General features: G+C 61.9%; 24 protein-coding genes and 1 tRNA gene. 7 read left to right on the forward strand and 18 right to left on the reverse strand.

Features of this window, described 5'->3' with window-relative positions; all coding sequences use genetic code 11:
* Window positions 1–19: 19 nt before the first annotated feature.
* The gene (locus tag M1D44_RS11700) at window positions 20–1,717 is read right to left on the reverse strand and encodes a beta-barrel assembly-enhancing protease (protein WP_316852726.1); all 1,698 of its coding nucleotides are present in this window, start codon (window positions 1,715–1,717) and stop codon (window positions 20–22) included.
* Window positions 1,718–1,822: 105 nt separating this feature from the next.
* Here M1D44_RS11700 and moaC point away from each other — a divergent pair, with 105 nt between their 5' ends.
* Window positions 1,823–2,299 (forward strand): cyclic pyranopterin monophosphate synthase MoaC, encoded by a 477-nt coding sequence (gene moaC / locus M1D44_RS11705; protein ID WP_024976554.1) that lies wholly within the window; start codon window positions 1,823–1,825, stop codon window positions 2,297–2,299.
* Window positions 2,300–2,361: 62 nt separating this feature from the next.
* Here the strand turns inward: moaC and M1D44_RS11710 are convergent, their stop codons facing one another.
* The 10 genes from M1D44_RS11710 to recA form a co-directional block, all read right to left on the reverse strand.
* The gene (locus M1D44_RS11710) at window positions 2,362–2,874 is read right to left on the reverse strand and encodes a pilin (RefSeq protein ID WP_024976555.1); all 513 of its coding nucleotides are present in this window, start codon (window positions 2,872–2,874) and stop codon (window positions 2,362–2,364) included.
* A gap of 151 nt (window positions 2,875–3,025) precedes the next feature.
* Window positions 3,026–4,792 (reverse strand): PglL family O-oligosaccharyltransferase, encoded by a 1,767-nt coding sequence (locus M1D44_RS11715; protein WP_024976556.1) that lies wholly within the window; start codon window positions 4,790–4,792, stop codon window positions 3,026–3,028.
* 231 nt (window positions 4,793–5,023) lie between these two features.
* Window positions 5,024–5,518, reverse strand: a complete 495-nt coding sequence (locus M1D44_RS11720; RefSeq protein ID WP_316852727.1) for a pilin — start codon at window positions 5,516–5,518, stop codon at window positions 5,024–5,026.
* A 425-nt stretch (window positions 5,519–5,943) separates the two neighbouring features.
* Window positions 5,944–6,456, reverse strand: coding sequence for a pilin (locus tag M1D44_RS11725; protein WP_024976558.1), 513 nt, complete (start codon window positions 6,454–6,456; stop codon window positions 5,944–5,946).
* A 185-nt stretch (window positions 6,457–6,641) separates the two neighbouring features.
* Window positions 6,642–7,340, reverse strand: coding sequence for a TerC family protein (locus tag M1D44_RS11730; RefSeq protein ID WP_316852728.1), 699 nt, complete (start codon window positions 7,338–7,340; stop codon window positions 6,642–6,644).
* 161 nt (window positions 7,341–7,501) lie between these two features.
* Window positions 7,502–8,383 carry a succinate--CoA ligase subunit alpha gene (gene sucD, locus M1D44_RS11735; RefSeq protein WP_012434934.1) on the reverse strand — a complete coding sequence of 294 codons (882 nt, stop codon included), beginning with the start codon at window positions 8,381–8,383 and terminating at the stop codon, window positions 7,502–7,504.
* 88 nt (window positions 8,384–8,471) lie between these two features.
* Window positions 8,472–9,638 (reverse strand): ADP-forming succinate--CoA ligase subunit beta, encoded by a 1,167-nt coding sequence (gene sucC / locus M1D44_RS11740; protein ID WP_092973140.1) that lies wholly within the window; start codon window positions 9,636–9,638, stop codon window positions 8,472–8,474.
* 66 nt (window positions 9,639–9,704) lie between these two features.
* Window positions 9,705–10,331 (reverse strand): DUF2889 domain-containing protein, encoded by a 627-nt coding sequence (locus M1D44_RS11745; protein ID WP_024976561.1) that lies wholly within the window; start codon window positions 10,329–10,331, stop codon window positions 9,705–9,707.
* Window positions 10,332–10,618: 287 nt separating this feature from the next.
* Window positions 10,619–11,098, reverse strand: coding sequence for a recombination regulator RecX (gene recX, locus M1D44_RS11750; protein WP_316852729.1), 480 nt, complete (start codon window positions 11,096–11,098; stop codon window positions 10,619–10,621).
* A gap of 96 nt (window positions 11,099–11,194) precedes the next feature.
* Window positions 11,195–12,253 (reverse strand): recombinase RecA, encoded by a 1,059-nt coding sequence (gene recA / locus M1D44_RS11755; protein WP_112185791.1) that lies wholly within the window; start codon window positions 12,251–12,253, stop codon window positions 11,195–11,197.
* Between the two features lie 265 nt (window positions 12,254–12,518).
* Between recA and M1D44_RS11760 the strand changes: the two genes are divergently transcribed.
* The 3 genes from M1D44_RS11760 to M1D44_RS11770 are packed head-to-tail and all read left to right on the forward strand — an operon-like array spanning window position 12,519 to window position 15,101.
* The gene (locus M1D44_RS11760; RefSeq protein WP_024976564.1) at window positions 12,519–13,229 is read left to right on the forward strand and encodes a response regulator; all 711 of its coding nucleotides are present in this window, start codon (window positions 12,519–12,521) and stop codon (window positions 13,227–13,229) included.
* A complete protein-coding gene (locus M1D44_RS11765) occupies window positions 13,222–14,790 on the forward strand; it encodes a sensor histidine kinase (protein ID WP_024976565.1) in 1,569 nt (522 codons plus the stop codon). Before M1D44_RS11760 ends, M1D44_RS11765 begins: the two co-directional genes overlap by 8 nt.
* The gene (locus M1D44_RS11770) at window positions 14,787–15,101 is read left to right on the forward strand and encodes a sodium/substrate symporter small subunit (RefSeq protein ID WP_112185795.1); all 315 of its coding nucleotides are present in this window, start codon (window positions 14,787–14,789) and stop codon (window positions 15,099–15,101) included. The genes M1D44_RS11765 and M1D44_RS11770 overlap by 4 nt, the downstream gene beginning before the upstream one ends.
* A gap of 10 nt (window positions 15,102–15,111) precedes the next feature.
* Here M1D44_RS11770 and M1D44_RS11775 read toward each other — a convergent pair whose 3' ends face one another.
* The 4 genes from M1D44_RS11775 to M1D44_RS11790 all read right to left on the reverse strand — a co-directional run bounded on the left by M1D44_RS11775 (window position 15,112) and on the right by M1D44_RS11790 (window position 19,705).
* Complete coding sequence (locus M1D44_RS11775) at window positions 15,112–15,762, reverse strand: 3'-5' exonuclease (protein ID WP_024976567.1); 651 nt, start codon at window positions 15,760–15,762, stop codon at window positions 15,112–15,114.
* Between the two features lie 16 nt (window positions 15,763–15,778).
* On the reverse strand, window positions 15,779–17,605 hold the full coding sequence (locus M1D44_RS11780) for a DUF294 nucleotidyltransferase-like domain-containing protein (RefSeq protein ID WP_316852730.1): 1,827 nt from the start codon (window positions 17,603–17,605) through the stop codon (window positions 15,779–15,781).
* A 64-nt stretch (window positions 17,606–17,669) separates the two neighbouring features.
* Window positions 17,670–19,400 (reverse strand): cation acetate symporter, encoded by a 1,731-nt coding sequence (locus tag M1D44_RS11785; RefSeq protein WP_045203694.1) that lies wholly within the window; start codon window positions 19,398–19,400, stop codon window positions 17,670–17,672.
* Complete coding sequence (locus tag M1D44_RS11790; RefSeq protein ID WP_024976570.1) at window positions 19,397–19,705, reverse strand: DUF485 domain-containing protein; 309 nt, start codon at window positions 19,703–19,705, stop codon at window positions 19,397–19,399. Before M1D44_RS11790 ends, M1D44_RS11785 begins: the two co-directional genes overlap by 4 nt.
* Window positions 19,706–20,230: 525 nt before the next feature.
* On the opposite strand from M1D44_RS11790, the gene M1D44_RS11795 reads away from it, so the two are divergent.
* Together M1D44_RS11795 and M1D44_RS11800 are read left to right on the forward strand one after the other, a co-directional pair.
* A complete protein-coding gene (locus M1D44_RS11795; RefSeq protein WP_316852731.1) occupies window positions 20,231–21,934 on the forward strand; it encodes an MFS transporter in 1,704 nt (567 codons plus the stop codon).
* A 48-nt stretch (window positions 21,935–21,982) separates the two neighbouring features.
* Window positions 21,983–22,059 (forward strand) — tRNA-Met (locus M1D44_RS11800).
* 84 nt (window positions 22,060–22,143) lie between these two features.
* On the opposite strand, the gene M1D44_RS11805 is transcribed toward M1D44_RS11800, so the two are convergent.
* Both M1D44_RS11805 and M1D44_RS11810 read right to left on the reverse strand, forming a co-directional pair.
* Window positions 22,144–23,100, reverse strand: coding sequence for an alpha/beta fold hydrolase (locus M1D44_RS11805; protein ID WP_316852732.1), 957 nt, complete (start codon window positions 23,098–23,100; stop codon window positions 22,144–22,146).
* A gap of 23 nt (window positions 23,101–23,123) precedes the next feature.
* Complete coding sequence (locus M1D44_RS11810; protein ID WP_024976573.1) at window positions 23,124–24,674, reverse strand: flavin-containing monooxygenase; 1,551 nt, start codon at window positions 24,672–24,674, stop codon at window positions 23,124–23,126.
* 108 nt (window positions 24,675–24,782) lie between these two features.
* Here M1D44_RS11810 and M1D44_RS11815 point away from each other — a divergent pair, with 108 nt between their 5' ends.
* Complete coding sequence (locus tag M1D44_RS11815) at window positions 24,783–25,451, forward strand: TetR/AcrR family transcriptional regulator (protein ID WP_316852733.1); 669 nt, start codon at window positions 24,783–24,785, stop codon at window positions 25,449–25,451.
* On the opposite strand, the gene M1D44_RS11820 is transcribed toward M1D44_RS11815, so the two are convergent.
* On the reverse strand, window positions 25,448–26,434 hold the full coding sequence (locus M1D44_RS11820) for a M14 family metallopeptidase (protein WP_316852734.1): 987 nt from the start codon (window positions 26,432–26,434) through the stop codon (window positions 25,448–25,450). The two genes, M1D44_RS11815 and M1D44_RS11820, sit on opposite strands and share 4 nt — an antisense overlap.
* Between the last annotated feature and the right edge of the window lie 12 nt (window positions 26,435–26,446).

Genomic DNA, 26,446 nt, shown 5'->3' on the forward strand with positions numbered 1-26,446 from the left:
GCCCGCTGGCCCACCCGCCCTACTTCGGCAACGCCTTGTCTTCCGCCTTCTCTTCCCGGTATTGACGTTCCATCTGGTGCAGGCGCGCATCCACTTCGGATAGCGTGTAGAAATCCGCATCTCCCGCATCGCGGGCGAGCTTCAGTTGCTCCACTGCCGATCCCCACGCCCCATCCCGCGCGTATTTCTCCGCCAGCGCACGATGCTGCTCAACGCGCTTGCCCTTGTCGGCATAGGCACGGGCGAGCATGTCCCACCAGATCGGCTGGGTGGTGTCTTCGCGGGTCTTGTCTTTCAGATACGGAATCGCGTCATCGGCCCGGCCGGCCGTCAGCAGCGTTTGCGCATAGGTGATGCCCACCGCGCGTGACAGCGGATACGCAACGAGCGCCGCGCGTGCCAACGTCAGCGCTTCGGATGCACGGTCACGAGCGCGTGCCAACTCGATGGCCGTCACATCCAGCTCGACGCTGCCCGACGTGATGCCGGGAATGTTGCCGTACAGGCGTCGCGCCTCCTGCAGCGCCTGCTCAGCGTCATCCAGCCGCCCGGCCATCTGGTTGGCGACGGCCACGCCGTACCAGAGCGCCGCGCGCTTCTCGACGGGCGCATCCGGTGCCGACGACAATTGCGAGCGCATCGCATTACGCACGTCGATATAAGCGCTTGTGGACGTTTCCTGCAGCACGCGCGCGCGCACCTTCGCAAAACCAAATTCTGGCCGACGCGGCTGGCGCGGATGCGGCAAGCCTCGTGCGCGGTCCTCCATGTCGGCGATACGTTCGCCGGTCAGCGGGTGGGTGCGGGCATAACCGGGAATCACGCCGGTATCGGCAATGTTTGTCACGCGCTGCAGACGACGAAAGAAGTCCGGCATGCCGTCCGGGTTGTAGCCAGCGCCGGTAAGCAGCGTGAAGCCTACGCGGTCTGCCTCGCGCTCCGCGCCGCGCGAGAAGGCGAGCTGGTTCGACACTGCCGCCGCCTGCCCGCCCATCGCCAGCGCCTGCGCGGCGTCACCGCTTTTGGTGGCTGCCAGACCGGCCAACAGAATCGACGCCAGCGCAATCCACATCGACTCGCCGGATTTATCGATGCCGCGCGCAATATGGCGCTGCAGCACGTGCCCGATTTCGTGACCGAGCACCGAGGCCAGCTCCGATTCACTCTCGGTCGCGACCAACGTACCCGTGTTCACGCCGATGTAGCCGCCCGGCAACGCAAACGCATTGATTCCCGGATCACGCACGGCGAACAGCTCAAAGCTCGACGCCGACGTGCTGCCCGCCACGTGCTGACGGCGCGCCGCATCGATCAGCTTGTAGCCAATGGTATTGAGGTAATCGGTGATCAGCGGGTCGGGCACGAAGTCCGGATCGCGGCGTATCTGGCGCATCACACGGTCGCCCAGGCGGCGCTCCATCTCGGGCGACAACGACGCCGTCGACGGATCACCCATATCGGGCAACTCGTACGTCGGCGCGTCAATAACAGTCGGCTCCTTCGGCAAATACGGCGATTGGCGGCCGATCTGCACGCTGCGATTCAGGTTGCTTTGCACCTGATCGGCAGCGGAACCTAAGCCCGGGTTGACCGAGGCCGCAGGCGCGGACGCCACCGCCTGGCCCAGCACGGGCAATGGCAGCGGCGCCAGCCATGTCGACAACAGCACAGCAGCCGTCAGCTTGCGGACGCGCGGCCGAAAAAGTGAAAGCGTCATACGGAAAGCACGGAGAGCGGAATCAGCGCGGCTACATCGCCGCGAGCCGGGTGCTTGCTATCATAAAACGCTTCGTACCCTGCCCCGCAAAACGCGCTGTCACTCATGTCGCAACTCACCCACTTCGATTCCGCCGGACAAGCCCATATGGTCGACGTCGGCGACAAGGCCGTTACCCACCGGGTGGCCGTCGCCACCGGCACGATCCGCATGCTGCCCGAGACGTTTGCGCTGGTGCGCGACGGCAACGCCAAGAAAGGCGATGTGCTCGGGATTGCGCGCGTTGCGGCCATCCAGGGCTCCAAGCGGACGTCGGATTTGATTCCATTGTGTCATCCGCTGGCGTTGACGAAGGTGGGGGTGGAGTTTGTGCTGGATGAGGCTGAGCAAACCGTCCGCTGCACCGTTCGTGCCGAGACGCGTGGACAGACCGGCGTGGAAATGGAAGCGCTGACTGCGGTGCAGGTGGGGCTGCTGACGATCTACGATATGTGCAAGGCTGTGGATCGGGGGATGGTGATTGGGGATGTGCGGCTACTGGAAAAGCATGGGGGGAAGTCGGGGGATTGGGTGGCGGTGTAGTGGATCCCTCGCCTCAAAAAAAAGAGCGTCTTTGCGACGCTCTTTTGCTTGCGTTTACCGGATCAGCGGCATTCCGAGGGGGTCAGGTTGGCCGCAAGTGTCGGTGCGCCCTTCAACTCGTCGGACCCCGCACGAATTTGGGCACCCTTTGCGTAGCAATCCCAACGAATTGGACCGATAGGTCGCTTGCCGCTGCTCAAAGCGACATCGTTCGCCGTTGGTTTTAAAACAACGGTGTTTTCACCATCCGGAACGACGTTGCTCGCATAGGCAATGGTGATTTCCCCCGTCGATGCCTCAATCGTAATTCCACCCGCCTGAACATTCTTCGTCGCCTTGGTATCGGAGGCATAGCCTTGGTCAAGCGATACACCTGCAATAGCGTTTTCGGAGACCAACGTCTTGGCAGTCGAGGCCAATGTCAGCCCTTCAGTCACGCGCGAGCGCGTAACGTAGTCTTGGTATGCGGGCACGGCGATCGCGGCCAAAATGCCAACGATCGCGATGACGATCATGAGTTCGATCAGGGTAAAGCCCGCTTGGGCTCGCTTGCCTGCATTGCTCTTCAGACGCATTGACTTCTCCTCTATCGTTGTTTCGGATTTTCAATTGCCGATTTCTTTCAGCATTTGAGAGGGAGAAGACTAAGCGAGTCGATGAAACTCCATGCAAGGCGCAACGATTTTTAATTCTTCCCAATAAGAAAGCGCCCAAAGGGCGCTTCAATTATTGCGACGCGGCAGGCGCTTTTTCAGCCGATGGTTTCATCGTTGATACGAGCAGATTTTCGGATTTGAGCCGAGTACAAAGCGTCTTCAGCCTGCCATCCCCCTGCTTCTCACAGGCTTGCTTGAGAATCCAAGTCTGCGTTGCGTAGTCGGCCGGATAGCTGGCACGCATACGACGCGCGTACACCATGGCTTCATCGGCCCTCCCAAGATACGCAAGTGCAAGCACATAGCGTTGAACCGTGAGCGATCCGGGATAGAACTGCATGGCGTGGAACTCGAGCTTCTCCAGAGATGACGCCATCTCCTGGGTGACGTTCCACTGAATCGCAATCGCGAGATTCTCGAAAGGCAGCAACAACGTTGGCCCATGCTTGCTATACCTGGCAAGCTCCTTCTGTGCCCCCTCCGGCGCGTAATGAAGCCGCTCCACGGCCTTGTAGTCACCCCACAGATGCGCCATCAGCGCGACACCACCTATGGAAATCACAGCAGTAGACACGAAAGCCATACCGCTTGACGGTGCCGGCAAATCGCGTTCGTCGGCATAGCCCAGGGCAAAGGCGAGCGGAAGCAGGAAGAACAGGTAGTGCAGCGGATACTCCAACATCGAATGCACGAGCATAACCGCAGCGATGGAAAGCAGAAATGCCAAGTCCGGCGTCATCCGGCGCTTCCGCAGACTCCATACGAAGCCAAGCACGGGTACTACTATGGCAAGCAAACCAAGCAAGCCGACCTTGGCCAGTTGATCCAGCACGATGTTGTGTGCATTCAGTGACATCACGACCGGGCCAAGCACGTCGGTCTGTACAAACTGATTCCAAGCATAGTCGCCCCATCCACCGCCCAGCCATGGATGAGCGAGGAACATACGCCATGCATGCATCCACAACTGGGCTCTCCCCGTGCCCTCTGCAAAGCGCTCCCCTATCGATCCTGGCAACCCGAGATGCCATAGCGTGTTGCCGTAGTCAACCAACCAATTGCAGAGTTGGTATGTCACCGTCAGCAGGACGATTGGCAAACACGCCACCATCCAGCGGCGCCAGCCACGCAGATCGGACGTCCATACGAGCCCCGTCAAGCCGCCGACCACGATGATATGCAGCCATGACATGCGAGAGAATGTCAGGGATAGCCCAAACAAGAATAGAAGCACGACGACCGCGAGCAGCCACCGCGTGTAGCGATATCGCTGCGCCAAAAACGCGCTCGCCGCCATGCCAAATGCAAGATATGACGCCACATGATTGGGCTGGTTCATATTGCCCCACATGCGTCGACCGGTGGTTCCGGGCGCTTCGGCGATCAGCACTGGGAGCAAGTTAGGCACGCGAAACAGCTGCAGCAATTCGATCGCCACGGTTACGAGACTTCCGACGATCAAGCCAATCGCCAACGCCTCCAAAACACCTGGCAATTCTCGGCAGCGAGCACCAAGGCCACAAGCCGCAGTGGCAGCCAACAGGAACACCGTCGCGGCGAGCGAGAAAAACGGATTCAGCGGCGGTGCGACCAAGAGCTGCGCGAACAGAACGCCAATCAACGCGAGCGGCGCCAGCGCAATCCGCGGCAGTCCCGTCGGGCTTTTCCATGTCGCCGCCAGTACCGTGATCGCCAAGACGATCCAACAGATGGCAGTAAGAAATTCAGAATAGAAGGTTGGCATCGGCAGCGTATGCGGCGCCAACAGGTAGGGAAGTGCGCCGCACATGACCAATGCGAGCCAGAGCGGGAGATACAGAAGTCGAGATCGAAGCATGCGCAAATCTGCGAGAGAACGGGAGTACATACGGCGCCATCAAAACACCGTTTGCAACGGCCGCGAGTGTAGTCGAACGAACCGCAAGTTAAGCTTGATGGCTTTTTGAACACGCCACCCCGCCAAGCACATCCGCATAAAGCAAAGGGCGCCCTGAGGCGCCCTTGCGATTCTCTTGTTCCTAGATGTGCCAGTCGTTACACAGGACTAGCTGGACCAAGAAGATAACGATTAGTTCTGGCAAGCGGCCGGCAGGTACGGATACAGGGCTGCTTGCGATGCCGCGACGGTATTAGTATTGGCCGAAGCAGTTCCGCACGTCCACGCAACCGTGCCATCGCCTGCGCCAACGCCAAACAAGCCGATCATCTTGCCATCAACCGACGAGTTGCCCGTGCTGGCAAGCGTCAGAATCACGCTGACATTCGACGAGCCCAACGGGTTGTATTTGATAGCACTGATGTACTTGGTATTGCTTGGCACCGACGTGCTGAACGGTGCGTTAGTCGGGAACGTGACAGGGCTAGCATTCGCGTAGGCTTCGGAAATCGCCGCGCGGGTCGAATCCAGCAGCGTCGTCGCTTCCGTCAGCTTCGACTTGATCATGTAGTTGTTGTAAGCCGGCAGCGCGATGGCAGCCAGGATACCGACGATCGCAACCACGATCATCAGTTCGATCAGCGTGAAACCCTTCTGGACACGCTTGTTCAGACGCAGCGACTTCATAAATTCCCCCGGATATTTGGTTAAAGGTGAAGCGGGTGAGATGGAGCAGGGATCGTGCCAACTCGAATTTGTAGGTTTATGGAACCCAGGCGGCAGAAAATTGGCAGGTCTTCCACTGTGGTGTGACACTTTTCGACACCAATTGACACTGTATGTTAGTTTTGCGATCCTTGAATCACATTTTCGGCGAAGAACTGCTACACCGTTGTGACCGGGCACTTAAGGCGTCTCCGCGGAAAGTACTGGCTTGCCCATTTGATGCGTCGTTCGTTCCTGCCTCTGGCTTGGGTGACGCTCCGCAGCACCCCAAAAAAAATGCATCAGACCCCGAGCCTCGGGTCATGATGCACTGATTCAGACGACAGTACCTCCGACACGCCAACCAAGCCACCCGACTCATCTTGGTTGACGCGCACAATCTCGCTTCAATTTTGGCAGGCAGCCGGCAGGAAGGGATACATGGCAGGCACTGCGACGCCGGAGCCATAAGCGCTGGCGTTAACGCTATTGGCCGTCGCGCAGGTCCAACTCACTGTGCCATCAGATTGCTTAGCACCGAAGATGCCGATATACCCGCCGTCCACTTGAGCGGAACCCGTGTTCCCCAGCGTCACGATCACCGCCGCTGAACTCCCGCTGACGTTATATTTAACCGCGGTCACGTAGCGCGCATTGCTCGCCACCGACTGCACGATCAAGGGTGGCGACGATGCTGGTGGAAAGACCCCGTCATTTGCTGAATAGACATCCATGATGGCCGCCCGTGATGCGTCGAGCATGGTCGTCGCTTCGGTCAGCTTGGACTTGATCATGTAGTTGGTGTAAGCCGGTAGCGCAATTGCCGCGAGAATCCCAACAATCGCCACCACAATCATCAGCTCGATCAGCGTAAAGCCGCCCGCCCGACGCTTTATTCCCTTGCTGTGCTTGAAAACCATGACCTCTCCCCAAAAGGTATTTTGTTATTGGGAGGCCACCGTGCAGGGACTATGCCAAGGCACACATTGTGTATCTGGGCAAAAACTGGCGCACTTTGGTGGGAATTCAGGCGCAAATCTGACCGTTCTTGACAGAATTTCGGACAGAACCCGTCATCACCTACTTTCGTGGGGAATCGTTCGAACTAGGCTTGGCGCAACGCGCGCCGGCTGAGCCACCAGCCCACACACACCACCAGCAGCGCCCCAACACACCCAACCACCACATCCGCATACGGCACCGCGCGCTCAAACCACGCCGCATCGATCGGATCAGTGACGAGCATGTCGCCGGCAAGGTATCCAAGTAGCGCCGCCCCCAGCGTGATGATCACCGGAAAGCGCGCCATGACCCCCACCAGCAGCGTGCTGCCGAATACGATCAACGGCACCGACAAACCAAGCCCCAGCACGAGCAACAGGAACGTCGTGCCTGGCGGCCCTTTCTCCGCCGCGGCGGCCACGGCGACGACGTTATCAAGCGACATCACAAAGTCGGCGACGAGGATGGTCTGGATGGCAGGCCACAGGCCGACTCGCTGGCGGTGGTCTCCGGAGGCTTCGTTTTCAGCTTCCGTGAGCAGCTTCACGCCGATGTAGAGCAACAGCAGCGCGCCAATCGTTTTCAGATACGGCAGCGCAAGCAGCTTGACGGCCAGCACGGTCAACACCACGCGCAGCACAATGGCGCAGGCGCTGCCCCAGAAAATGGCCTGTTTCTGCTGGCGCTTGGGCAGGTTGCGCGCAGCCAGCGCGATGACGACCGCGTTGTCGCCCGACAGCACGATGTTGGTCAGGATGATGGAGCTAAGTGCGAACCAGAATGCGCTTGAGGTGAGCGCCATAGCGTTCTCGAAGATGTCCTTGGAGGTTGGCGGAAAGTGAGCCGGTATACAGCCTCTTGTCCGCTTATACACATGTCGTGCCTGGATCGCATGCTGCATCGCGACCAAACAAAAACGGGAGGCCAGGCCTCCCGTTCTCGTACAACCTCAAACCTTGTCGATTACAGCATCGCCTTGAGCAGACGTGCCATTTCCGACGGGTTCTTGGTGGTCTTGATGCCGCATTCTTCCATGATGTCCAGCTTCGCTTGCGCGGTGTCGGCACCGCCCGAGATCAGCGCGCCGGCATGGCCCATGCGCTTGCCCGGAGGCGCGGTCACGCCAGCGATGAAGCCAACCACCGGCTTCTTCATGTTGTCCTTGATCCAGTAAGCCGCGTTGGCTTCGTCCGGACCGCCGATCTCACCGATCATGACCACGGCATCCGTTTCCGGATCGTCGTTGAACATCTTCATCACGTCGATGTGCTTCAGACCGTTGATCGGGTCGCCGCCGATACCGACTGCCGACGATTGGCCCAGGCCCAGCGCGGTGAGCTGACCCACGGCTTCGTACGTCAGCGTGCCCGAGCGCGACACCACGCCGATGCGGCCCTTGCGGTGGATGTGACCCGGCATGATGCCGATCTTGATTTCGTCCGGCGTGATCAGGCCCGGGCAGTTCGGGCCCAGCAGCAGCGTCTTGCTGCCGGCCTTACGCATCTTGTCCTTGACCATCATCATGTCGCGCACGGGGATGCCTTCGGTGATGCAAACCACCAGGTCCAGCTCGGCTTCGACAGCTTCCCAGATGGCGTCAGCGGCGCCTGCGGGCGGCACGTAGATCACCGACACGGTCGCGCCGGTCTGAGCTTTGGCGTCCTTGACGGTTGCGTAGATGGGAATGCCTTCGAAGTCTTCGCCAGCCTTCTTCGGGTTCACGCCGGCCACGAAGGCATTCTTGCCATTAGCGTAGTCGCGGCAGCCGCGGGTGTGGAACTGGCCGGTCTTACCGGTGATCCCCTGGGTGATGACCTTGGTGTCTTTGTTGATCAGAATCGACATGCTGTAATCCTTTTATGCAGCGAGCCGCGCCGACGTACTCAGCAGCGGGCGCGACTCACGTTCGCGTATGGTTGGGTCAGCGGGCGGCTTACTTGCCGGCGGCTGCGGCCACGACTTTCTCTGCGGCCTCTGCCATCGTGTCTGCGGCAATGATGGGCAGACCCGAGTCGGCCAGCATCTTCTTGCCGAGGTCTTCGTTGGTGCCCTTCATGCGCACGACCAGCGGCACCGACAGCGACACAGCCTTCGCCGCCGCGATCACGCCTTCGGCGATCACGTCGCAACGCATGATGCCGCCGAAGATGTTGACCAGAATGGCCTTCACGTCCGGGTTCTTGAGCATCAGCTTGAAGGCTTCGGTCACCTTCTCGGTGGTGGCACCGCCGCCCACGTCGAGGAAGTTGGCCGGCTCGCCGCCGAACAGCTTGATGGTGTCCATCGTGGCCATAGCCAGACCGGCGCCGTTCACCAGGCAGCCGATGTTGCCGTCGAGCGAGATGTAGGCCAGGTCGAACTTCGAGGCTTCGATTTCGGCCGGGTCTTCTTCATCCAGATCGCGGTACGCCACGATTTCCGGGTGACGGAACAGCGCGTTCGAGTCGAAGTTGAACTTGGCGTCCAGCGCGATGACCTTGCCGTCGCCGGTCAGGATCAGCGGGTTGATTTCAGCTTGCGAAGCATCGGTTTCCCAGAATGCCTTGTACAGGCCCTGCAGGGCTTGGCGGGCTTGCGGCACGCTCGCGTCGGGCACGCCGATCTTGCGGGCGATGTCGTCAGCCTGGGCGTCTTGCAGGCCAGCTTGCGGATCGATCAGCAGCGTGTGGATCTTTTCCGGGTGCGATTCGGCGACTTCTTCGATGTCCATGCCGCCTTCGCTCGAGGCCATCAGCGCGACCTGCTGCGAGACACGGTCCACCACCAGCGACACGTACAGTTCCTTCTTGATGTCCGCGCCTTCTTCGATCAACAGGCGCTTGACCAGCTTGCCCTCCGGACCGGTCTGGTGCGTCACCAGCGTCATGCCCAGGATGCTGCTGGCGTATTCCTTGACCTGCTCCATGCTCTTGGCAACCTTCACGCCGCCGCCCTTGCCACGGCCACCCGCATGAATCTGTGCCTTCACGACCCACACCGGGCCGCCCAGGGTTTCTGCGGCCTTGATAGCCTCGTCGACCGAGAAGGCCGGGATGCCGCGCGGAACCGGCACATTGTATTTGCGCAGGATTTCCTTGCCTTGGTACTCATGGATATTCATGCGTGTTTCCTTTGCTAGGCAGAGTGAGTGTGATGAGTATTGAAAACGCGAACAGCGCGGTGCCCTTCAGGACGAGGGCTCAGGCGACAGTTCGGTGGGTGGCGGTTGGATCTTGGCTTCGGGCTGGTATGCAAACCAGCGCGGGTAATGCTTGCGGACCACCTCGCCCTCAAGATGCAGGGCATGGCAGCCGTGGAGTTGATAAGGCGGCTTTTCGCCAGGCTCGACAGGCCGGAGGTCGGTAGAGTTATCACGCACCGGGAAAACGTCGCCCGCGAAGGCCTGGATGGCGGCGGTCGGCAGCACACCACACAGCTCGGTCAGGTGCGTACAGCCCGCCACGCCGCCGAGTCTCTCACGCGAGGCCTTTCGAAATCCCTTCATCAGGTTCAGGCCGATGAGCTTCCGGTAGGCGGGGCTAATCGTGTCGCAATGTGTGGGGTACGGCACCCAGTCGGAACACGCTTCGGCATCCACGACGTTCATGCGGGTATCGATCGTCACGCGCAGCCACAGGTCATGCAGCGGCTGGCCCTCGGGGCGCACGCCGCCGCTGGCCAGGGGGATGTCACGTGGTTTTGTGTCGGTCAGGCGCGCTTCGATGTCCCACAGGCCGTCTTCCCGCAAATAGGCCTCCACCGTGATAGCACGGCGGTGGCGCATGACGCGCGGGACAGGGGCAGACAGAGGCATGGACCAGACAGACCGATAGGACCGATGGAGGCGGCGCACGCGGATCTCGCGCATCGCCCACGGGACATATGCAGCAGCGCATCAGCCGCCACACACGAACACTACCGTCCGGCAATTGAGATGAAGGACGGTACCAAAGACTCGAATTTTAACACGTCGTCACGACCAGACTGGTCGCGTGCTGCAACGCAGTGTGAAAGCGGTTGCAACAACCGGGAAAGGTGCAACCGACACGATCCGCACACAAGAGAATTGTTCGGCGCGAATTGTGGCGAGATCGGCGGCGTTCAGGCGGGTTCGTCGCCATCTTCCAGCAGTTCTTGCGCCCCTGCGATGATGCGCGACACCACAGAACGGGAGAATCCACGCGCCATCATGTATCGCACCTGCTTGGCACGTTCGGCCAAGTCGGCCGGTGGGCGGCCGAAGCGTTTTTCCCACAGGGCTTTGGCCCGGGCTGCTTCCGTGCTTTGCAGTTGCGCCTTGACCTCGCCCAGCGTCTCTGCGCCAAGCTGATGCGTCTTCAACTCCTGCATCAAGCGCGCTGTACCGTAGCGGCCCGCGCGGCGGTGCACCATGCTTTCAGCAAAGCGCGTGTTGGAGAGCCAGTTTTCGCCTTCCAGCCAATCCAGCAGCGCGTCGACCTCCTCGGCAGACTCGGCGTGCGGCACCAACTTACGGCGCAGTTCGACGCGGCTGTGCTCGCGCCGAGACAGATAGCCCAGCGCGCGTGCTTTCAGCGATAACGGTGGGCGCGGCAACGGCATACGGTTTCAGGCTCAAAAAGAAAACGCCCACCGTTGGGGGACGGCAGGCGTATGAAGCTCGATAGAGCCGTCGATCTGCGCCGACGGCCAACCCAATTACTCTTCTCCGACGGTCTCGGCCACTGCGACGGCGCCCATCGGCGTCACGCCCAGTGCTTCGCGGACCTTGTTCTCGATGTCGCGGGCGAGGTCGGGGTTCTCGCGCAGATATTCACGGCAGTTGTCACGGCCTTGGCCGATGCGCTCGCCGCCGTAGCTGTACCAGGCGCCGGACTTCTCAACGATCTTGGCTTCCACGCCGAGGTCGATGATTTCGCCCTCGCGCGACACGCCCTGACCGTAAAGGATGTCGAAGATGGCTTCGCGGAACGGCGGCGCCACCTTGTTCTTGACGACCTTGACCTTGGTCTCGTTGCCGACCACCTCGTCGCCCTTCTTGATCGAGCCGATGCGGCGGATGTCCAGACGCACCGAAGCGTAGAACTTGAGTGCGTTACCACCCGTGGTGGTTTCCGGCGAGCCGAACATCACGCCGATCTTCATGCGGATCTGGTTGATGAAGATGACCATGCAATTGGTCTTCTTGATGGTGCCGGTCAGCTTGCGCAGTGCCTGGCTCATCAGGCGGGCCTGCAGGCCGGGCAACGCGTCGCCCATTTCGCCTTCAATTTCAGCCTTTGGCACCAGAGCAGCCACCGAGTCGATGACGATCAGATCAACCGAGCCCGACCGAACCAGCGCGTCGGCAATTTCCAGAGCTTGTTCACCCGTGTCCGGTTGGGAGATCAGCAGGTCCGGCACGCTCACGCCAATCTTGTCGGCATAAGTGACGTCTAGAGCATGTTCCGCATCGATGAAGGCGCAAGTGCCGCCCAGCTTCTGCATCTCGGCAACCACCTGCAGTGTCAGGGTAGTTTTACCCGACGATTCCGGACCGTAGATTTCCACTACGCGGCCGCGCGGCAAACCACCAACGCCCAGCGCCACGTCCAACCCCAACGAACCTGTCGACACGACTTGGACCGGCTCGACCTCGGCGTCGCCCATCTTCATGATGGAGCCCTTGCCGAACTGCTTTTCGATCTGCGCGAGCGCGGCAGCCAGCGCCTTCTGCTTTTCTGCGCTCATTGCGGCTGCCTTCTTACCGTCTTCCATGGTCGTCCTTCGTGCAAATTGGTGTATAAATGGGCCGCAAGGGCTTGCGATTCCAGCGGTTGCCTGCAATAACGGGCCGCAGCGTGATTGCCCCGACACGACCCATTCCATGACTTTAGCGCCGCCAAGACTACAGCACCGCGAATTCGGAGTACTGTATAAAAAACCAGTGGTTTTGACAAGTCTCCAGAACACATGTCGCGCGAAAACAATGTAGCGGGCGGGATGGGCAAGACATCTTGCCCGGCATCGCGGGGAGACACGCATGCGCATCCTGATTGCCGAAGACGACGCCACGCTGGCTGACGGGCTCACACGCTCGCTACGCCAAGCGGGTTATGCCGTCGACCAAGCCTCCGATGGGGCGACTGCCGACGCGGCGCTGTCCGCGCAAACGGCCCAAACCTATGACCTGCTGATTCTCGACGTGGGCCTGCCGCGTATGTCCGGGCTGGAGGTCCTCAAGCGCCTGCGCTCGCGCGGGGCGATGCTGCCGGTGCTGATACTGACCGCCGCCGACAGTGTGGAAGAACGCGTCAAGGGACTGGACCTTGGTGCCGACGATTACATGGCCAAGCCCTTCGCGCTGTCCGAACTGGAAGCACGCGTGCGTGCGCTGGTGCGCCGGGGCACGGGCGGTGGCGCCACGCTCGTTCGCCATGGGCCGCTGGCGTTCGATCAGGTCGGCCGCATTGCCTATATCCATGATCAGGTGGTGGAACTGTCGGCGCGTGAGATCGGGCTGCTGGAGATTCTGCTGGCGCGCGTCGGCCGCCTGGTGTCGAAGGAGCAACTGGTCGACCACCTGTGCGGCTGGGGCGAAGAGGTCAGCAACAACGCCATCGAGGTCTACATCCACCGGCTGCGCAAAAAAATTGAGGTGGAAGGTATCCGCATCGCCACCGTGCGCGGGCTGGGCTATTGCTTGGAACGCATGGCCACCCCGACGACCACCGCAACGGCTGCCCATGGGTGATCGGCTGGCCTGGCCGTGGCGTCGGCATCGCGCGTCGCTGCGCGAACGTGACGACGCGGCGCCCGAGGCCGGGGGCCCCGATGACGGGGGCGACCTCACCGACACCCTCCCCCACCTCGAAGACGACGCCACGCGGCCCGTCGCCCGATCCCTCTTCGGCGAAATTCTCGACTGGATGCTAGCGCCGCTGCTGTTGCTGTGGCCGATGAGCATTGCGGTGACGTACCTGGTGGCCAAGTCGATTGCGAATGCGCCATACGACCGCGCGCTGGAATCGAGCGCGATCGTGCTCAGCCAGCAACTGCGCGAGGTGAATGGGCGCGTGACACTGCAACTGCCGATCTCGGCGCGCGAGATTTTGCGCGCGGACGAAACCGACAACATCTACTACCAAGTGCTCGGCACGAACGGCGAGTTTGTCTCCGGTGACCGCGACCTCCCGCTGCCGCCCGAGGAAGACGCCAACGCCGGTGGCCTCGTGCAGCTGCGCGACGACCACATCCACGGCGCTGAGATTCGCGTTGCCTATACGTTCGTGCAGCGGCCAGGCTCCGGCGACAAACCTGCGCTGGTGCAGGTGGCGGAAACGCTCGACAAGCGCGCGCAACTCGCGAACGAAATCATCAAGGGCGTGATCCTGCCGCAGTTCGTGATCCTGCCGTTGGCGGTGATCCTGGTGTGGTTTGGCCTCACGCGCGGGCTGGCGCCGCTCAACGCGATTCAGGAGCGCATCCGCGCGCGTAACCCGGGCGACACCAGCCCTATCGACGAAGGCGCCGCGCCGCAGGAGCTGACGCCGCTGGTGGCGTCGTTCAATGACCTGCTCGGGCGGCTGGAGCAATCGGTGCACACGCAGAAGCGCTTCATCGCAGACGCCGCGCATCAGATGAAGACGCCGCTGGCGGGTCTGCGCATGCAGGCAGAGCTGGCACAGCGCGAACAATCGCCCGATGAGCTGCGCCGCACGCTCGCGCATATCGCCGACAGCTCGGATCGCACCGCGCACCTCGTGAAGCAGCTGCTTTCGCTGGCGCGCATGGAAAACATGGGCGCGACCGACGGTCTAGTGCCGCTGGATATCTGCGCGCTGTCACGCCAGGTGGTGGCCGAGTGGCTGCCCAAGGCGTGGGCCAAGCAGATCGACCTCGGCTTTGAAGAGCCTGGGCCGCCGGTCACGATTTCGGGCAATGCAACGATGCTCGCCGAGATGCTCAACAACCTGCTCGACAACGCGATCCGCTACACGCCCGACGGCGGACATGTCACCGTGCGCGTGACCACCGCGCCGTTCGAACCGTTCGTCTTCATCGATGTGGATGACACCGGCCCCGGCATCCCCGCGGCCGAGCGCGAACGCGTGATGCAGCGCTTCTACCGCATTCTTGGCACGCAGGCCGAGGGCAGCGGGTTGGGCCTGGCCATCGTGCGCGAGATCGTGCAGCAACACGGCGGCGACATCGAGGTGCTCGACAACGTGTATCAGGCATCGCCGCGGCTGGCGGGGGCGCGCTTTCGCATCACGCTGCATCGCTGCTCGCCGGGCGAGGAAGCCAACGCATGAGCATCACGCCCGGAACTCCGGCACGCCGCCGCTGGATCGCCAACATGCGTTGGATCGCAGCGCTGCTCGCGGTGTGGTTTGTGGTGACATTCGTGGTCGCGTTCTTTGCGCGTGACCTGTCGACGCACTTTTTCAACTCGGACTGGACATTCGCCTACTGGGTCGGCGCGCAGGGTGCGCCCATCGTTTATGTGCTGATTACAGTGCTCTATGCCTGGCACACCAACCGCGCTGCGGATGCGGCTGCGCAAGACGACGAAACGGCGCAGCGCGAAGCCTCGTCGGAATCGTCCCCTCCGCCGTCAATCTGACATCCGCAAGTTACGCGGCACCCAGATGGCGCAGCTTCACGAAGGCCAACGCGGCCATTACCGCGTCGTTAAGCGCGTCGTGCGCGTCCCAGGTCGGCAAATCCAATCCCTTCATGACAGTGGCGAAGCGGAGGTCCAGATCAGGGTCGCCCTGCTGCCGATACGGCGGCAGCTGCCGGAACTGATAGTCGTAATACAAGGCGGAGACTTCAATCTTGGACTGCGGCAAGCCGATGCCAAGCATGGGCACCACCACCCGATTGAGCATCGCCACATCGAACTCAAGGTAGTAACCCACCAATGGCCTGCTGCCGATAAAGTGCAGCAGTGCATGGACGGCCTGCTCGATCGATACACCGCTGTCCAGGTCGCGGTTGCGCAGACGATGCACGCAGATGCTATCTGCGTGCATCTCGCCCCGTGGCCGGATCAGCAACTCCAGGCGCTGGCTGGTCAGAATGCGATTGCCGGCGATACGGACGGCACCGATGGAGATGATCTCGTCGGTGCGCACGTTCAGGCCTGTGGTCTCGCAATCGAGCGCGACCCACTCATCTGGGGGCGGTGCCTCGAAGAGGAAACGGAACGCCGGATCGCGCAACTTGCGCAACTGACGCCGCCTTTGCAGTGCCTGCAGCCAGTCGGAGAGCCGTCCATTCATGACTGCTCGCTCATGTTCACATCCACTCGGTCCGCCAGCGCTGCCGCAGCAGCGCCTTGAATCGCTTGACGGCGCTCAGCGCATCCTTGAGCAGATCCCGCTCCAGCGATGACAGGCGCGTCAGATGCACGTCGCACGACACCGGTTGATGCGCATCGATCTCCGCCAGCCCGGCCTTGAGCCGCAGCGTCATCAGGAAGTGCAGGCTCTCGCTCAACTCGGCAGCCATGTGCGCGTCGAGAGCCTCGGCGCGCACCAGTGCATCCAGACGCGGCACGGTGCCGGTCTCGTCGAGCACTTGGTGGGCCAGCGCAAGGCTGCGCACCCCGTGGACAATCGGGAAGATGCCCTCCTTCTTCACATCGAGCACCGGATCGGGATCGCCAAACCCGAGCAGGCGATCGCGCCAGCCGGGCGCGCCACTGAAGGCTTCAACGGCAGCGGCAAATCGACCCAGTACGGCGTCATTGTCGATCGTCAGCTCCAGCAACGTCCGCCGCAGTTGTTTGAGCAAGGCGGCATCGCCGCACACCGCATGGGCATCGAAGAAGATTGCCAGATGCATCAAGCCCTCGGGGCTGGGCAGGATCAGCCATTCGCGAATGCGCCGCGCGAAGTCGCTCGCATTCATGCACCACTCGGGCCGGCTGAGCATGATGCCGCCAGGGCAAGGCGGGTAGCCGAACGCGGCCAGCGCATCGGAGAAGCGCGTGACGATGCGCTGCAGATCAACGGGAGGCACGTAACCATCACGCAGCACCAGCGCGTTGTCCTGATCGGTCTTGAGCAGTTGCTCGCCACGCCCCTCGCTTCCCATGACGAACAGGCAACTGTTTGCCACCAGTTCCGGTGGCGCGATCATCTGCCAGGCGCGTTCAAACAGTCGCGCGTTGATTTCGCGCACGAGGCTGGCGACGTGGTCAATGCGCGAGCCGCCACGTGTAAGCAGCGCGACCATCCGGGTGATCTGCGCGGCCACCTGCGCAAGCCCGTCCAAGTCCTGCGCCAGGTTGATCTGCACGGTCAGCAGATACGAGTGGTTGGCCAGGAAGCTGAACACATCCAGTGATTCCAGCAAACCGAGAATCTCATCTCCGTGCGTGACGACCAGCCGGTGCACGCGATGGCGCAGCATCAGCGTCAGGGCGTCGCCGATCTGCGCGGAGGCTGGGACGGTGATGAGCGAGAACTGACTCATCTGCCCTACCGGCAGACGATCCAGCGGTGTGCCTTGCAGGACGGCGCGCTGCAACGAACTGCGTGTGAAGATGCCCACGCGCGGCGGGCTGCTCGTGCCGTCACGCACGAGCACGTTCGAGGTGTTATGTGCTTGGAACAGCTTGACCACGGAAACCACGTCCGTGTCGGCATCCACAAAATGGGCGGGCCGGATGAAGGCATCGCTCACGCGAGAGACGGCCAGCGACTGCATCGTCTCCATGCTCTGCCGCTGTGCGATGGCGCTGAGCTTGCTGCCGAGATCGGAAAAAAGCAGCGCACCGAAGGTGGCGTTGGCGGCAATGAGGTCACGCACCGCCTGACGTGCCACCTGATAGACCACCACTTCTTCAGCAGCGACGAAGCGGCTGCTTGCCTTGCCGGCCACCAGCGCTCGGCCGTCAAAGCAATCGTCGGGGCCGTAGGTGGCGATCAGCTCGTCGCCGTCATACTGGGCGACGTGCCCTTTGATGATCAGGAACAGGTGCAGCGGTGCTGCACCCGTATCGAGGATGATCTGCCCTTCCGGGTAATAGCCGATGTCGACGGCATCAAGCACCAGGCGCTGCTCGTCCTGGTTGAGGCAATCGAACGGCCAGACAGTGAAGTTGAAAGCGCTGGGCATGGTTGCCTTGAAGGCGGGCGATGCAATGCGTCACCCGCCTTCGATCAGCGTGGCCAGTGGCCGATCAGTGGCCCGACGCGCCAGCCGCACCGAGGCCCGTTTCCGAGCGAACCTGCTGCGCGGCAAACGACGCCTTCTCGTTCTTGGCGCGAACGCTGCTGTCCAGCACCGAGAACAGCCACACGCCCACGAAGCCGATCGTCATCGAGAACAACGCGGGCGACGTGTACGGGAACCACGCCGAGCCCTTCGGATAGCCAAGCGTGGCTTCCCACACCGACGGCGAAACGATCGTCAGACCCACCGACGAGATCAGCCCCAGGAACCCGCCAATGACCGCACCACGCGTGGTGCAGCCCTTCCACAGCATCGAGAGGAACAACACCGGGAAGTTGGCCGACGCCGCAACTGCAAACGCCAGCGACACCATGAACGCGATGTTCTGTTTCTCGAAAGCGATGCCGAGCAACACAGCAATCACACCGAGCACCAGCGTGGTGATGCGCGACACCTTGAGTTCATCTGCGCTGTTGGCCTTGCCGTTCTTGAAGACCGTGGCGTAAAGATCATGCGACACCGCCGAGGCACCGGACAGCGTGAGCCCCGCCACCACCGCCAGAATCGTGGCAAAGGCCACGGCCGAGATGAAGCCGTAGAACACATCGCCGCCCACCGTCTTGGCCACCAGCACGGCTGCCATGTTGGCCGTGCCCGCACCGCCCTTGATGATGCCCTTGGCCACGTCGGACAGCTCAGGGTTCGTCAACACCAGCGTGATCGCACCAAAGCCGATGATGAAGATCAGGATGTAGAAGTAGCCGATCCAGGTGGTTGCCCAGAAGACCGATTTGCGTGCTTCCTTGGCATCGGGCACCGTGAAGAAACGCATCAGGATGTGCGGCAGACCAGCGGTGCCAAACATCAGCGCCATGCCGAACGAGATGGCCGAGATCGGATCCTTGATGAAGCCGCCCGGCGCCATCACAGACAGACCGATCTTGGCAGCCTCATCGGGCGATTTGCCTGCATTGGCTGCAATGGCCGTCTTGACCTGCACGGCCTTGGCGAACAGCGCTTCAAAGCTGAAGCCGTACTGCGCCATCACCATGATCGCCATGAAGGTCACGCCAGCCAGCAGCATGCACGCCTTGATGATCTGCACCCAGGTGGTTGCGGTCATACCGCCGAAGAGCACATAGACCATCATCAGCGCGCCGACGATGACCACCGCGATCCAGTAATCCAGCCCGAACAGCAGCTTGATGAGCTGGCCTGCACCGACCATCTGAGCAATCAGATAGAACGCCACCACCACCAGCGTGCCAACTGCGGCAAAGCTGCGGATGGGGCCTTGCTCAAACCGGTAGCCTGCCACGTCCGCAAAGGTGAACTTGCCGAGATTGCGCAGCCGCTCGGCCATCAGGAACGTGATGATCGGCCAGCCGACCAGAAAGCCGATGGAGTAGATCAGGCCGTCGTAGCCGGAGGTCATCACGGCCGCGGAGATGCCCAGGAAGGACGCTGCCGACATGTAGTCGCCCGAGATGGCCAGGCCATTCTGGAAACCGGTGATACCGCCGCCCGCCGTATAGAAGTCTGCCGCGGAGCGCGTACGCTTGGCAGCCCACTTCGTAATCCACAGCGTGCCAGCCACGAACACTGCGAACAGCACGATGGCCGTGGTGTTGGTTTCCTGCTTGGCGGTCTGTCCGACATCGCCGCCAGCAGCCAGAGCTGCTCCGCAGGCGCCAGCGGCCAGTAGCGCCACCAGCAGGATCGAAAGCATCTTCTTCATTTGGCGACGTCCTTCAGGATGTCCTGCGTCAGTTGATCGTATTCGCTGTTGGCTCGGCGCACGTAGATGCCGGTAATGACGACCGTGAAGATGATGACCGCCATACCGACGGGCACGCCCACGCTCATCACACCTGTACCCACGGGCTTGGCGAGAAACGCCTTATCGAACGCGATCAGCGCGATGTAACCGTAGTACACAGCAAGCATCAGCACTGTCAGAACGATTCCGAGCTTGTTGCGTCGCTGTTTGAGTTGCGCATATTTCGGATGCGCCTCGATTTTTCCTACCAATCCATCCTGCATCGCCTGTCTCCTGGTTTGCTTTTGGAATGTGTGCGGCGATTCTGGATAGCGAAACTGACTGAACTCTTACTCACGCCGTCCGTGGCGGTTTACTGCGATAGTGGTTTTCCCTAGCGCTGCAAGACAACCTAAGAAACAGTGCGCGACATCCGGCGCCAAATGGGTCGCGGGGCGGCTCCCGTCGCCCAAAACGACGCTGGCAAGCGCGTGCATCTTGTGCATACGCACATTCGCGGGAGGCGCACATACCGTCTGGCACTGCCGGCACAAAGTGGCTGTTGGATGATGCGGCGCACGCATTGCGGTAAGGGTCAGGTCGATGCACCGCCACCCAACTCAGGCGAGCCCAAGTGCTTGATTTTCTTGAAATCTCGATCGCCAATCGAGTGCATTGAAAGGCACATGTCTGTCAGAACACCGTAAGTTTCGCCTCCCACAATCGTTGACACTTCCGCGGGCGAAAAGCGTTTGCGTTGTCATGTCCATGCCCAGCGGGACGACCTACGAAAAAAAACAGGAGACAACATGGCAACCGTGCAAAGTGCACCGAACGCGCCCGCTGGGCGTGTGCAGCCCGCGCCCATGACGAAGGAGGAGAAGAAGGTCATCTTTGCCTCGTCGCTGGGGACGGTGTTCGAGTGGTACGACTTTTATCTCTACGGCTCGTTGGCGGCCATCATCGCCAAGCAGTTCTTCTCGGGCCTGGACCCCACGGCGGGCTTCATCTTTGCACTGCTGGCGTTTGCTGCCGGCTTTCTGGTGCGCCCGTTTGGCGCGCTGGTGTTTGGCCGCCTGGGCGACATGATCGGGCGCAAATACACGTTCCTGGTGACCATCGTCATCATGGGTACGTCGACGTTCGTCGTCGGTCTGCTTCCGTCATACGGCACGATTGGCGTCGCCGCGCCGGTCATTCTGATCGCGCTGCGCATGCTGCAAGGTCTGGCGCTGGGCGGTGAGTACGGTGGCGCCGCCACGTATGTCGCCGAGCATGCCCCGCACGGCCGCCGCGGTGCCTACACGTCGTGGATCCAGACGACGGCCACGCTGGGCCTGTTCCTCTCGCTGATCGTCATCCTGGCTATGCGCGAACTGACCGGCAAGGCGTTCGACGACTGGGGCTGGCGCATCCCGTTCCTGGTGTCGATCCTGCTGCTCGCCACGTCGGTGTACATCCGTCTGTCGATGAGCGAATCGCCCGCGTTCCAGAAGATGAAGGCGGAGGGCAAGACCTCAAAAGCCCCGCTGACGGAAGCTTTCGGCCAATGGCGCAACCTGAAGATCGTGATCCTGGCGCTGCTCGGCCTGACCGCCGGCCAGGCTGTGGTGTGGTACACGGGCCAGTTCTACGCGCTGTTCTTCCTCACGCAGGTGCTGAAGGTCGACGCCTTCACGGCCAACGTGCTGATTGCCGTAGCGCTTGCCATCGGCACACCGTTCTTCGTGTTCTTCGGCTCGCTGTCTGACCGCATCGGTCGCAAGAAGATCATCATGGCCGGCTGCCTGCTGGCGGTGCTGACGTACTTCCCGCTGTTCAAGGCGCTCACGCACTACGCCAACCCGGCGCTGGAGCGCGCCCAGCAGACTGCGCAGATCACCATCACGGCCGACCCGAAGGAGTGCTCGTTCCAGGGCAGCCCGATCGCCCGCGAGGTGGACTTCCGCTCGTCTTGCGACATCGCCAAGCGCACGCTGGCGCAATCGTCGGCCAGCTACGAGACGGTCGATGGTCCGGCCGGCACGGTCGCCTCGGTGTCGATTGCGGGTAAGCAGATCGCCTCGCTCAACGCTACCCGCACGGCAGACGGCCAGAACTTCGACGCCGACAGCAAGGCCAAGATCGCCGACTTCAAGAAGCAGGTGAGCGAGTCGCTCAAGGCGGCCAACTACCCGGCCAAGGCAGATCCCGCCCAGATGAACACGATCATGGTGCTGGTGATCCTGGTGATCCTGGTGATCTACGTCACCATGGTCTACGGCCCGATCGCGGCAATGCTGGTCGAGATGTTCCCGACACGCATCCGGTACTCGTCGATGTCGCTGCCGTATCACATCGGCAACGGCTGGTTCGGGGGCCTGCTGCCGACCATCTCGTTCGCCCTGGTGGCCCAGAACGGCAATATCTATCACGGTTTGTGGTACCCGATCTGGATTGCGGCCATCACCTTCGTGATCGGTGTGCTGTTCGTGCGCGAGACCAAGGATGTGGATATCTATCGCAATGATTGAGACAGGGGGTTGACATATTCGCCGAAGACGGTAGAATCCCGCTTCTTCGGCGAATTAGCTCAGTCGGTTAGAGCGACGGAATCATAATCCGCAGGTCCGGGGTTCGAGTCCCTGATTCGCCACCAAATACCAAAAAGCCCTGCTTCGGCAGGGCTTTTTGCTTTTCTGCTGCTTCCGTGCATCCCTAGCCCCACACAAGGGGCCCCGGGCTAGGCAAGCGCCTCGGCTCGCGCAGGCGCCGCAGCGGCAACAGCCAGCACCCAATCCGTCGTCAACGCCGGCTGCGTCACGGGCAGCATATGACCGCCGTCGATGATGCGCAGGTTCACGCGGTCGAGCTTCTGCTTGAGTGCCTCGCCCTGGCGTTTGACGTTGAGAATGCGGTCACCGCGGCCGTACAGCATGTCGACAGGCACCGTCATCGAGGCATAGCGGCGTTCCATGTCGGGCAGATCTTCCGGCGCAGAGACCAGATCCGACGAAGCCGCATAAAACACATGCGGACGCAGCCCCAGCAAGCCGCCACCCTTGAACGGGAAATCCTTCGGCATGGTCTCAGGCGCGAACACCGCGGCGATGGCCTTGCGAGAATTGATGATCGACAGGGGAATCGCGAGCGTCCATGACACCAGCCTGCGCACCAGCGGCGACGGCAACACCAAGCCCCCGAACGCACCGGGCGGCGCGCTCTCTGCATGCGTGAGCGGCGCGATCAACGCGAGCCGGCGAATGACGTGCGGATGGTTCAGCCCCACCGCCAGTGAAATCGCTCCGCCAAGCGAATGCCCCACCAGCACGGGCTTGTCGAGCCCAAGCTTCTCGATGCACTGCGCGACCATGCCCGCCTGCGCGTAGATATTGGCCGGCGAATCCTCACCGCGCACGGACCGCCCCGCCCCCGGCCGGTCGATCACGATCACGCGGTGCGAGCGCGCAAGCCGATCCATATCCAGATACGCGAAGTTGCGCAGGTTGCCGCACAGGCCATGCACGAACACGATGGCGGGGCCTTGGCCGCGATCGGTGTAATGCACGCGGTCTGCCCCGACATCAATGAACTTGCCTTCAGGCGGAAACCCCTTTGTGACGCGGCGTGCGATGAAGAACGTAAACGCAACAGGCGCCAGGAGTGCAAATGCGATGACGCCAAGAATGGTGCTGGTCATAGTGTCCCCGATGCGGGAGGCGGTTAGGCGGGCTGTGCTGCGCCGATCGGCTGCGCGCGGCGTTCGAACTGCATGGCGCTGTCGGCCAACGTGCCGAATTTGAGCATCATCAGATCGCGTGCGTAGTTCTGATACGACTTCCACGGCTGCTTGTCGCCCTGCTTGGGCAGGATGGCGGCGGCACGCTGAATGTAGCCGGACGTCAGATCGACGGCAGGCTCGCAGCTCATCGCTTCGTCATCGAGACGCGGCACGCAGGTATCAAACCCGTTGGACTGCATGTGGTTGAGCAGCCTGCAAACGTACTGCGCGATCAACTCGGCCTTGAGCGTCCACGACGCATTTGTATAGCCGAACGACGACGCGAGGTTCGGCACGCCGCTGTACATCATGCCCTTGTACGACACCGTCTCTGCCAGGTTCACTGCGCGCCCGTCGACGCTGATGACCGCTCCGCCCAGCACCTTCAACTTGAGCCCCGTGGCCGTGACGATCACGTCGGCATCAAGATGCTCGCCGCTCTTGAGCTGCAGGCCGGTCGGCGTGAAGCGCGCGATCTCGTCGGTCGCAATCGACGCCTTGCCCGCGCGGATCGTCTTGAACAGATCGCCGTCGGGCACAAGGCACAGGCGCTGGTCCCACGGGTTGTAGCGCGGCGTGAGGTGTTTGCGCACGTCGAACCCGGGACCGATCTGCTTGCCCGCCATGCGGATGATGAAGTCTTTGAATGCCTTGGGCTTACGACGCGCGAGGCTGTAGAAGTACATCGTCAGCAGCACGTTTTTCGTGCGCACCAGCCGGTGAGCAAGGCCCGACGGCAACCAGCGACGCAATGTGTTGGCCACGGCATCCTGTTCCGGTCGCGAGACGATGTACGTAGGCGAGCGCTGCAGCATCGTCACGTGCTGCGCGGTGCCGGCCATCGCGGGCACAAGCGTGACGGCCGTGGCTCCGCTGCCGATCACCACCACGCGCTTGCCGGCGTACGACAGATCGTTCGGCCAATGCTGCGGATGGACGATCCGCCCCCGGAACTGATCCATCTCGGGCCACGTCGGTGCGTGGCCTTCTTCGTAGTCGTAGTAGCCGCTGCACATGTAGAGGAACTTGCAGGTGAACTGCACCGGTTCCTCGCGCGAGCCATCGCTGCGTAGGGCCTGCACCGTCCAGCGCGCCGCTGCGGAATCCCAGCTCGCACCCGTCACCTTGTGACGGAAGCGGATCGATTTGTCGATGCCGAACACACGTGCGGTATCGCGGATGTAATCGAGGATCGTCTGACCGTCGGAAATGGCTTTGCTGCTGTGCCACGGCCGGAAGCTGTAGCCGAGCGTGAACATGTCGGAGTCGGATCGGATACCCGGATAGCGGAACAGGTCCCACGTGCCGCCAATGGTTTCGCGCCCTTCAAGGATGGCGAAGCGCGCCGATGGGCAGCGCTCGCGCAGGTGATACGCCGCGCCAATGCCAGAGAGGCCCGCTCCGACGATGAGCACATCGAGGTCTGTATCCGGCGCGGCAGCCCGGTTGCGGGGCGCGCCCGGGTTGGCGCTTCGCTCCATCGTCGTGTCCATGCGGTCTCCTGTTTGCAGCCCCGGGGGCGGGATCGGCAAATTTCGCCTTAAATGTGGTGTGATTCATCACCACTTTAATTTTTGGCCGTCCTGACGTCAAATAGCGAAATGGAGAAAACACTTGAAACAGCCGACGCGCCCGCCAAGAAGGGCCGCCCGTATGGCGGTGTGGCGCCAGAAGCACGCGCGGCAGAACGCCGCGATGCGCTGATCCGCGCCGGCACGCGCGTCTTCGGCACGGTGGGCTTTCGCAAGGCCACCGTGCGTGCGATCTGCCAGGAAGCGAGGCTCAACGATCGGTACTTTTACGCCGCGTTCGACAGCACCGAAGCCCTGCTGCGCGCGACCTACCAGCAACATGCGGAAGACTTGCGCGCGCAGGTGTCGGAGGCCACCGCGGCTGCGGAAGGCACGCTGGAAGCTCGTGTCGACGCCGGCCTGCAGGCGTTTTTCGCGTTCTTGCGAGACTCATGCGCAGCGCGCGTGCTGCTACTCGAAGTGATGGGCGTGAGCCCGGAAACGGACGCAACCTATCAGCGCAACCTGCTGGAGTTCGGCAAGCAGATCATGGCGAACGCCCAACTGCCCGGCACGCACAATGACGACGATGCAGAACTGCGCGCCGATCAACGCATCATCGGCCTCGCGCTCGTGGGTGCATTGACCAACGTCGGTGCGGCGTGGCTTCTGACCGGCTATCGAGATCCCGAAGAGAAGATGGTGCGCAACTGCCGCCAAGTCGTGCTCGGCACATTGCGCACCATGCTGGGCGCTTAGGCCGTGCCTTCCGGCTTGCCCAACCGGACCACGGTCACACCCTGCGCCAGGTGTCGCAACGATGGCTGCAGCAGAACGCAGTTGTCGTACGGGGTGACGATCTGCAGGTCTCCATCGGTGGCGATGACAGTGCCTGCTCGCTCGATGGTTTCCATACCGCGATAGTCGTCCGCAAAACGGAATGCCGTGGATTTAGCGACCACCGGATCGGTCACACGAATGCAACGCACCTCCAGCGCGGGCGCAATCCCCAGCCATTCCGATACCGCCGATGCGTCGACGGTGCCAAGCGCCACCAGGAAACGCGCGCACGCATCCAGCGCCACATCGCGGCTCGTGCGCTCGAAATGCTGGCCGCATTCGATGAGCAGCGCGTTCTTCGGGCTAGCGGCATCGCCAAAGCTGCCGTAGTCGCGCAAGCGGCGGCCAGCGGCGTGGCCGGCATCGATCATCAGATGCGAAGGCGCGCCAACCTGGCGGCCCAACGCGACGCCTTTCGCATGCGGACCCGTCAGCATCAGCGGCTCCGCCTTTTCATGCATCGAGTGAATATCGAGCAGGTAGTCGACCGTGTCGATCACAGGGCGCAGTTCACGCGCGCGGCGCAGTTCCAGCGTGTCGCCTGCGCCGTCGAGCTTGTCCGCCGACCAGACGCGGTTCAGATCTTCGTCGATAAAGCGCGTGGCATCCGGATCGTTGATGTCAAAACGCTCGTACGCCTCGACGTTTGCGAATGACAGCGTGAGCCGGCCACGCGCCGGGCGCACGCCGGCAGCCAGCAGCATATCCACCGCAATCGCGCCGCACAGCTCATTGCCATGCGTGAGCGCGTTGATCATGACGTGCGGACCGGGCATGCCGCTATCGAACGTGTGCACGTAATCAATGTCGTGCGTACCCGTCTTCCAGCGGTGGATATCGGGCTTGTGCAGCTCGATCGGGTACACCGGCAGCGTGGCGCGCAGCGCCTCCAGGGTCATCATGCGAAATCCTTG

Source organism: Ralstonia sp. SA306 (genome assembly GCF_054792405.1).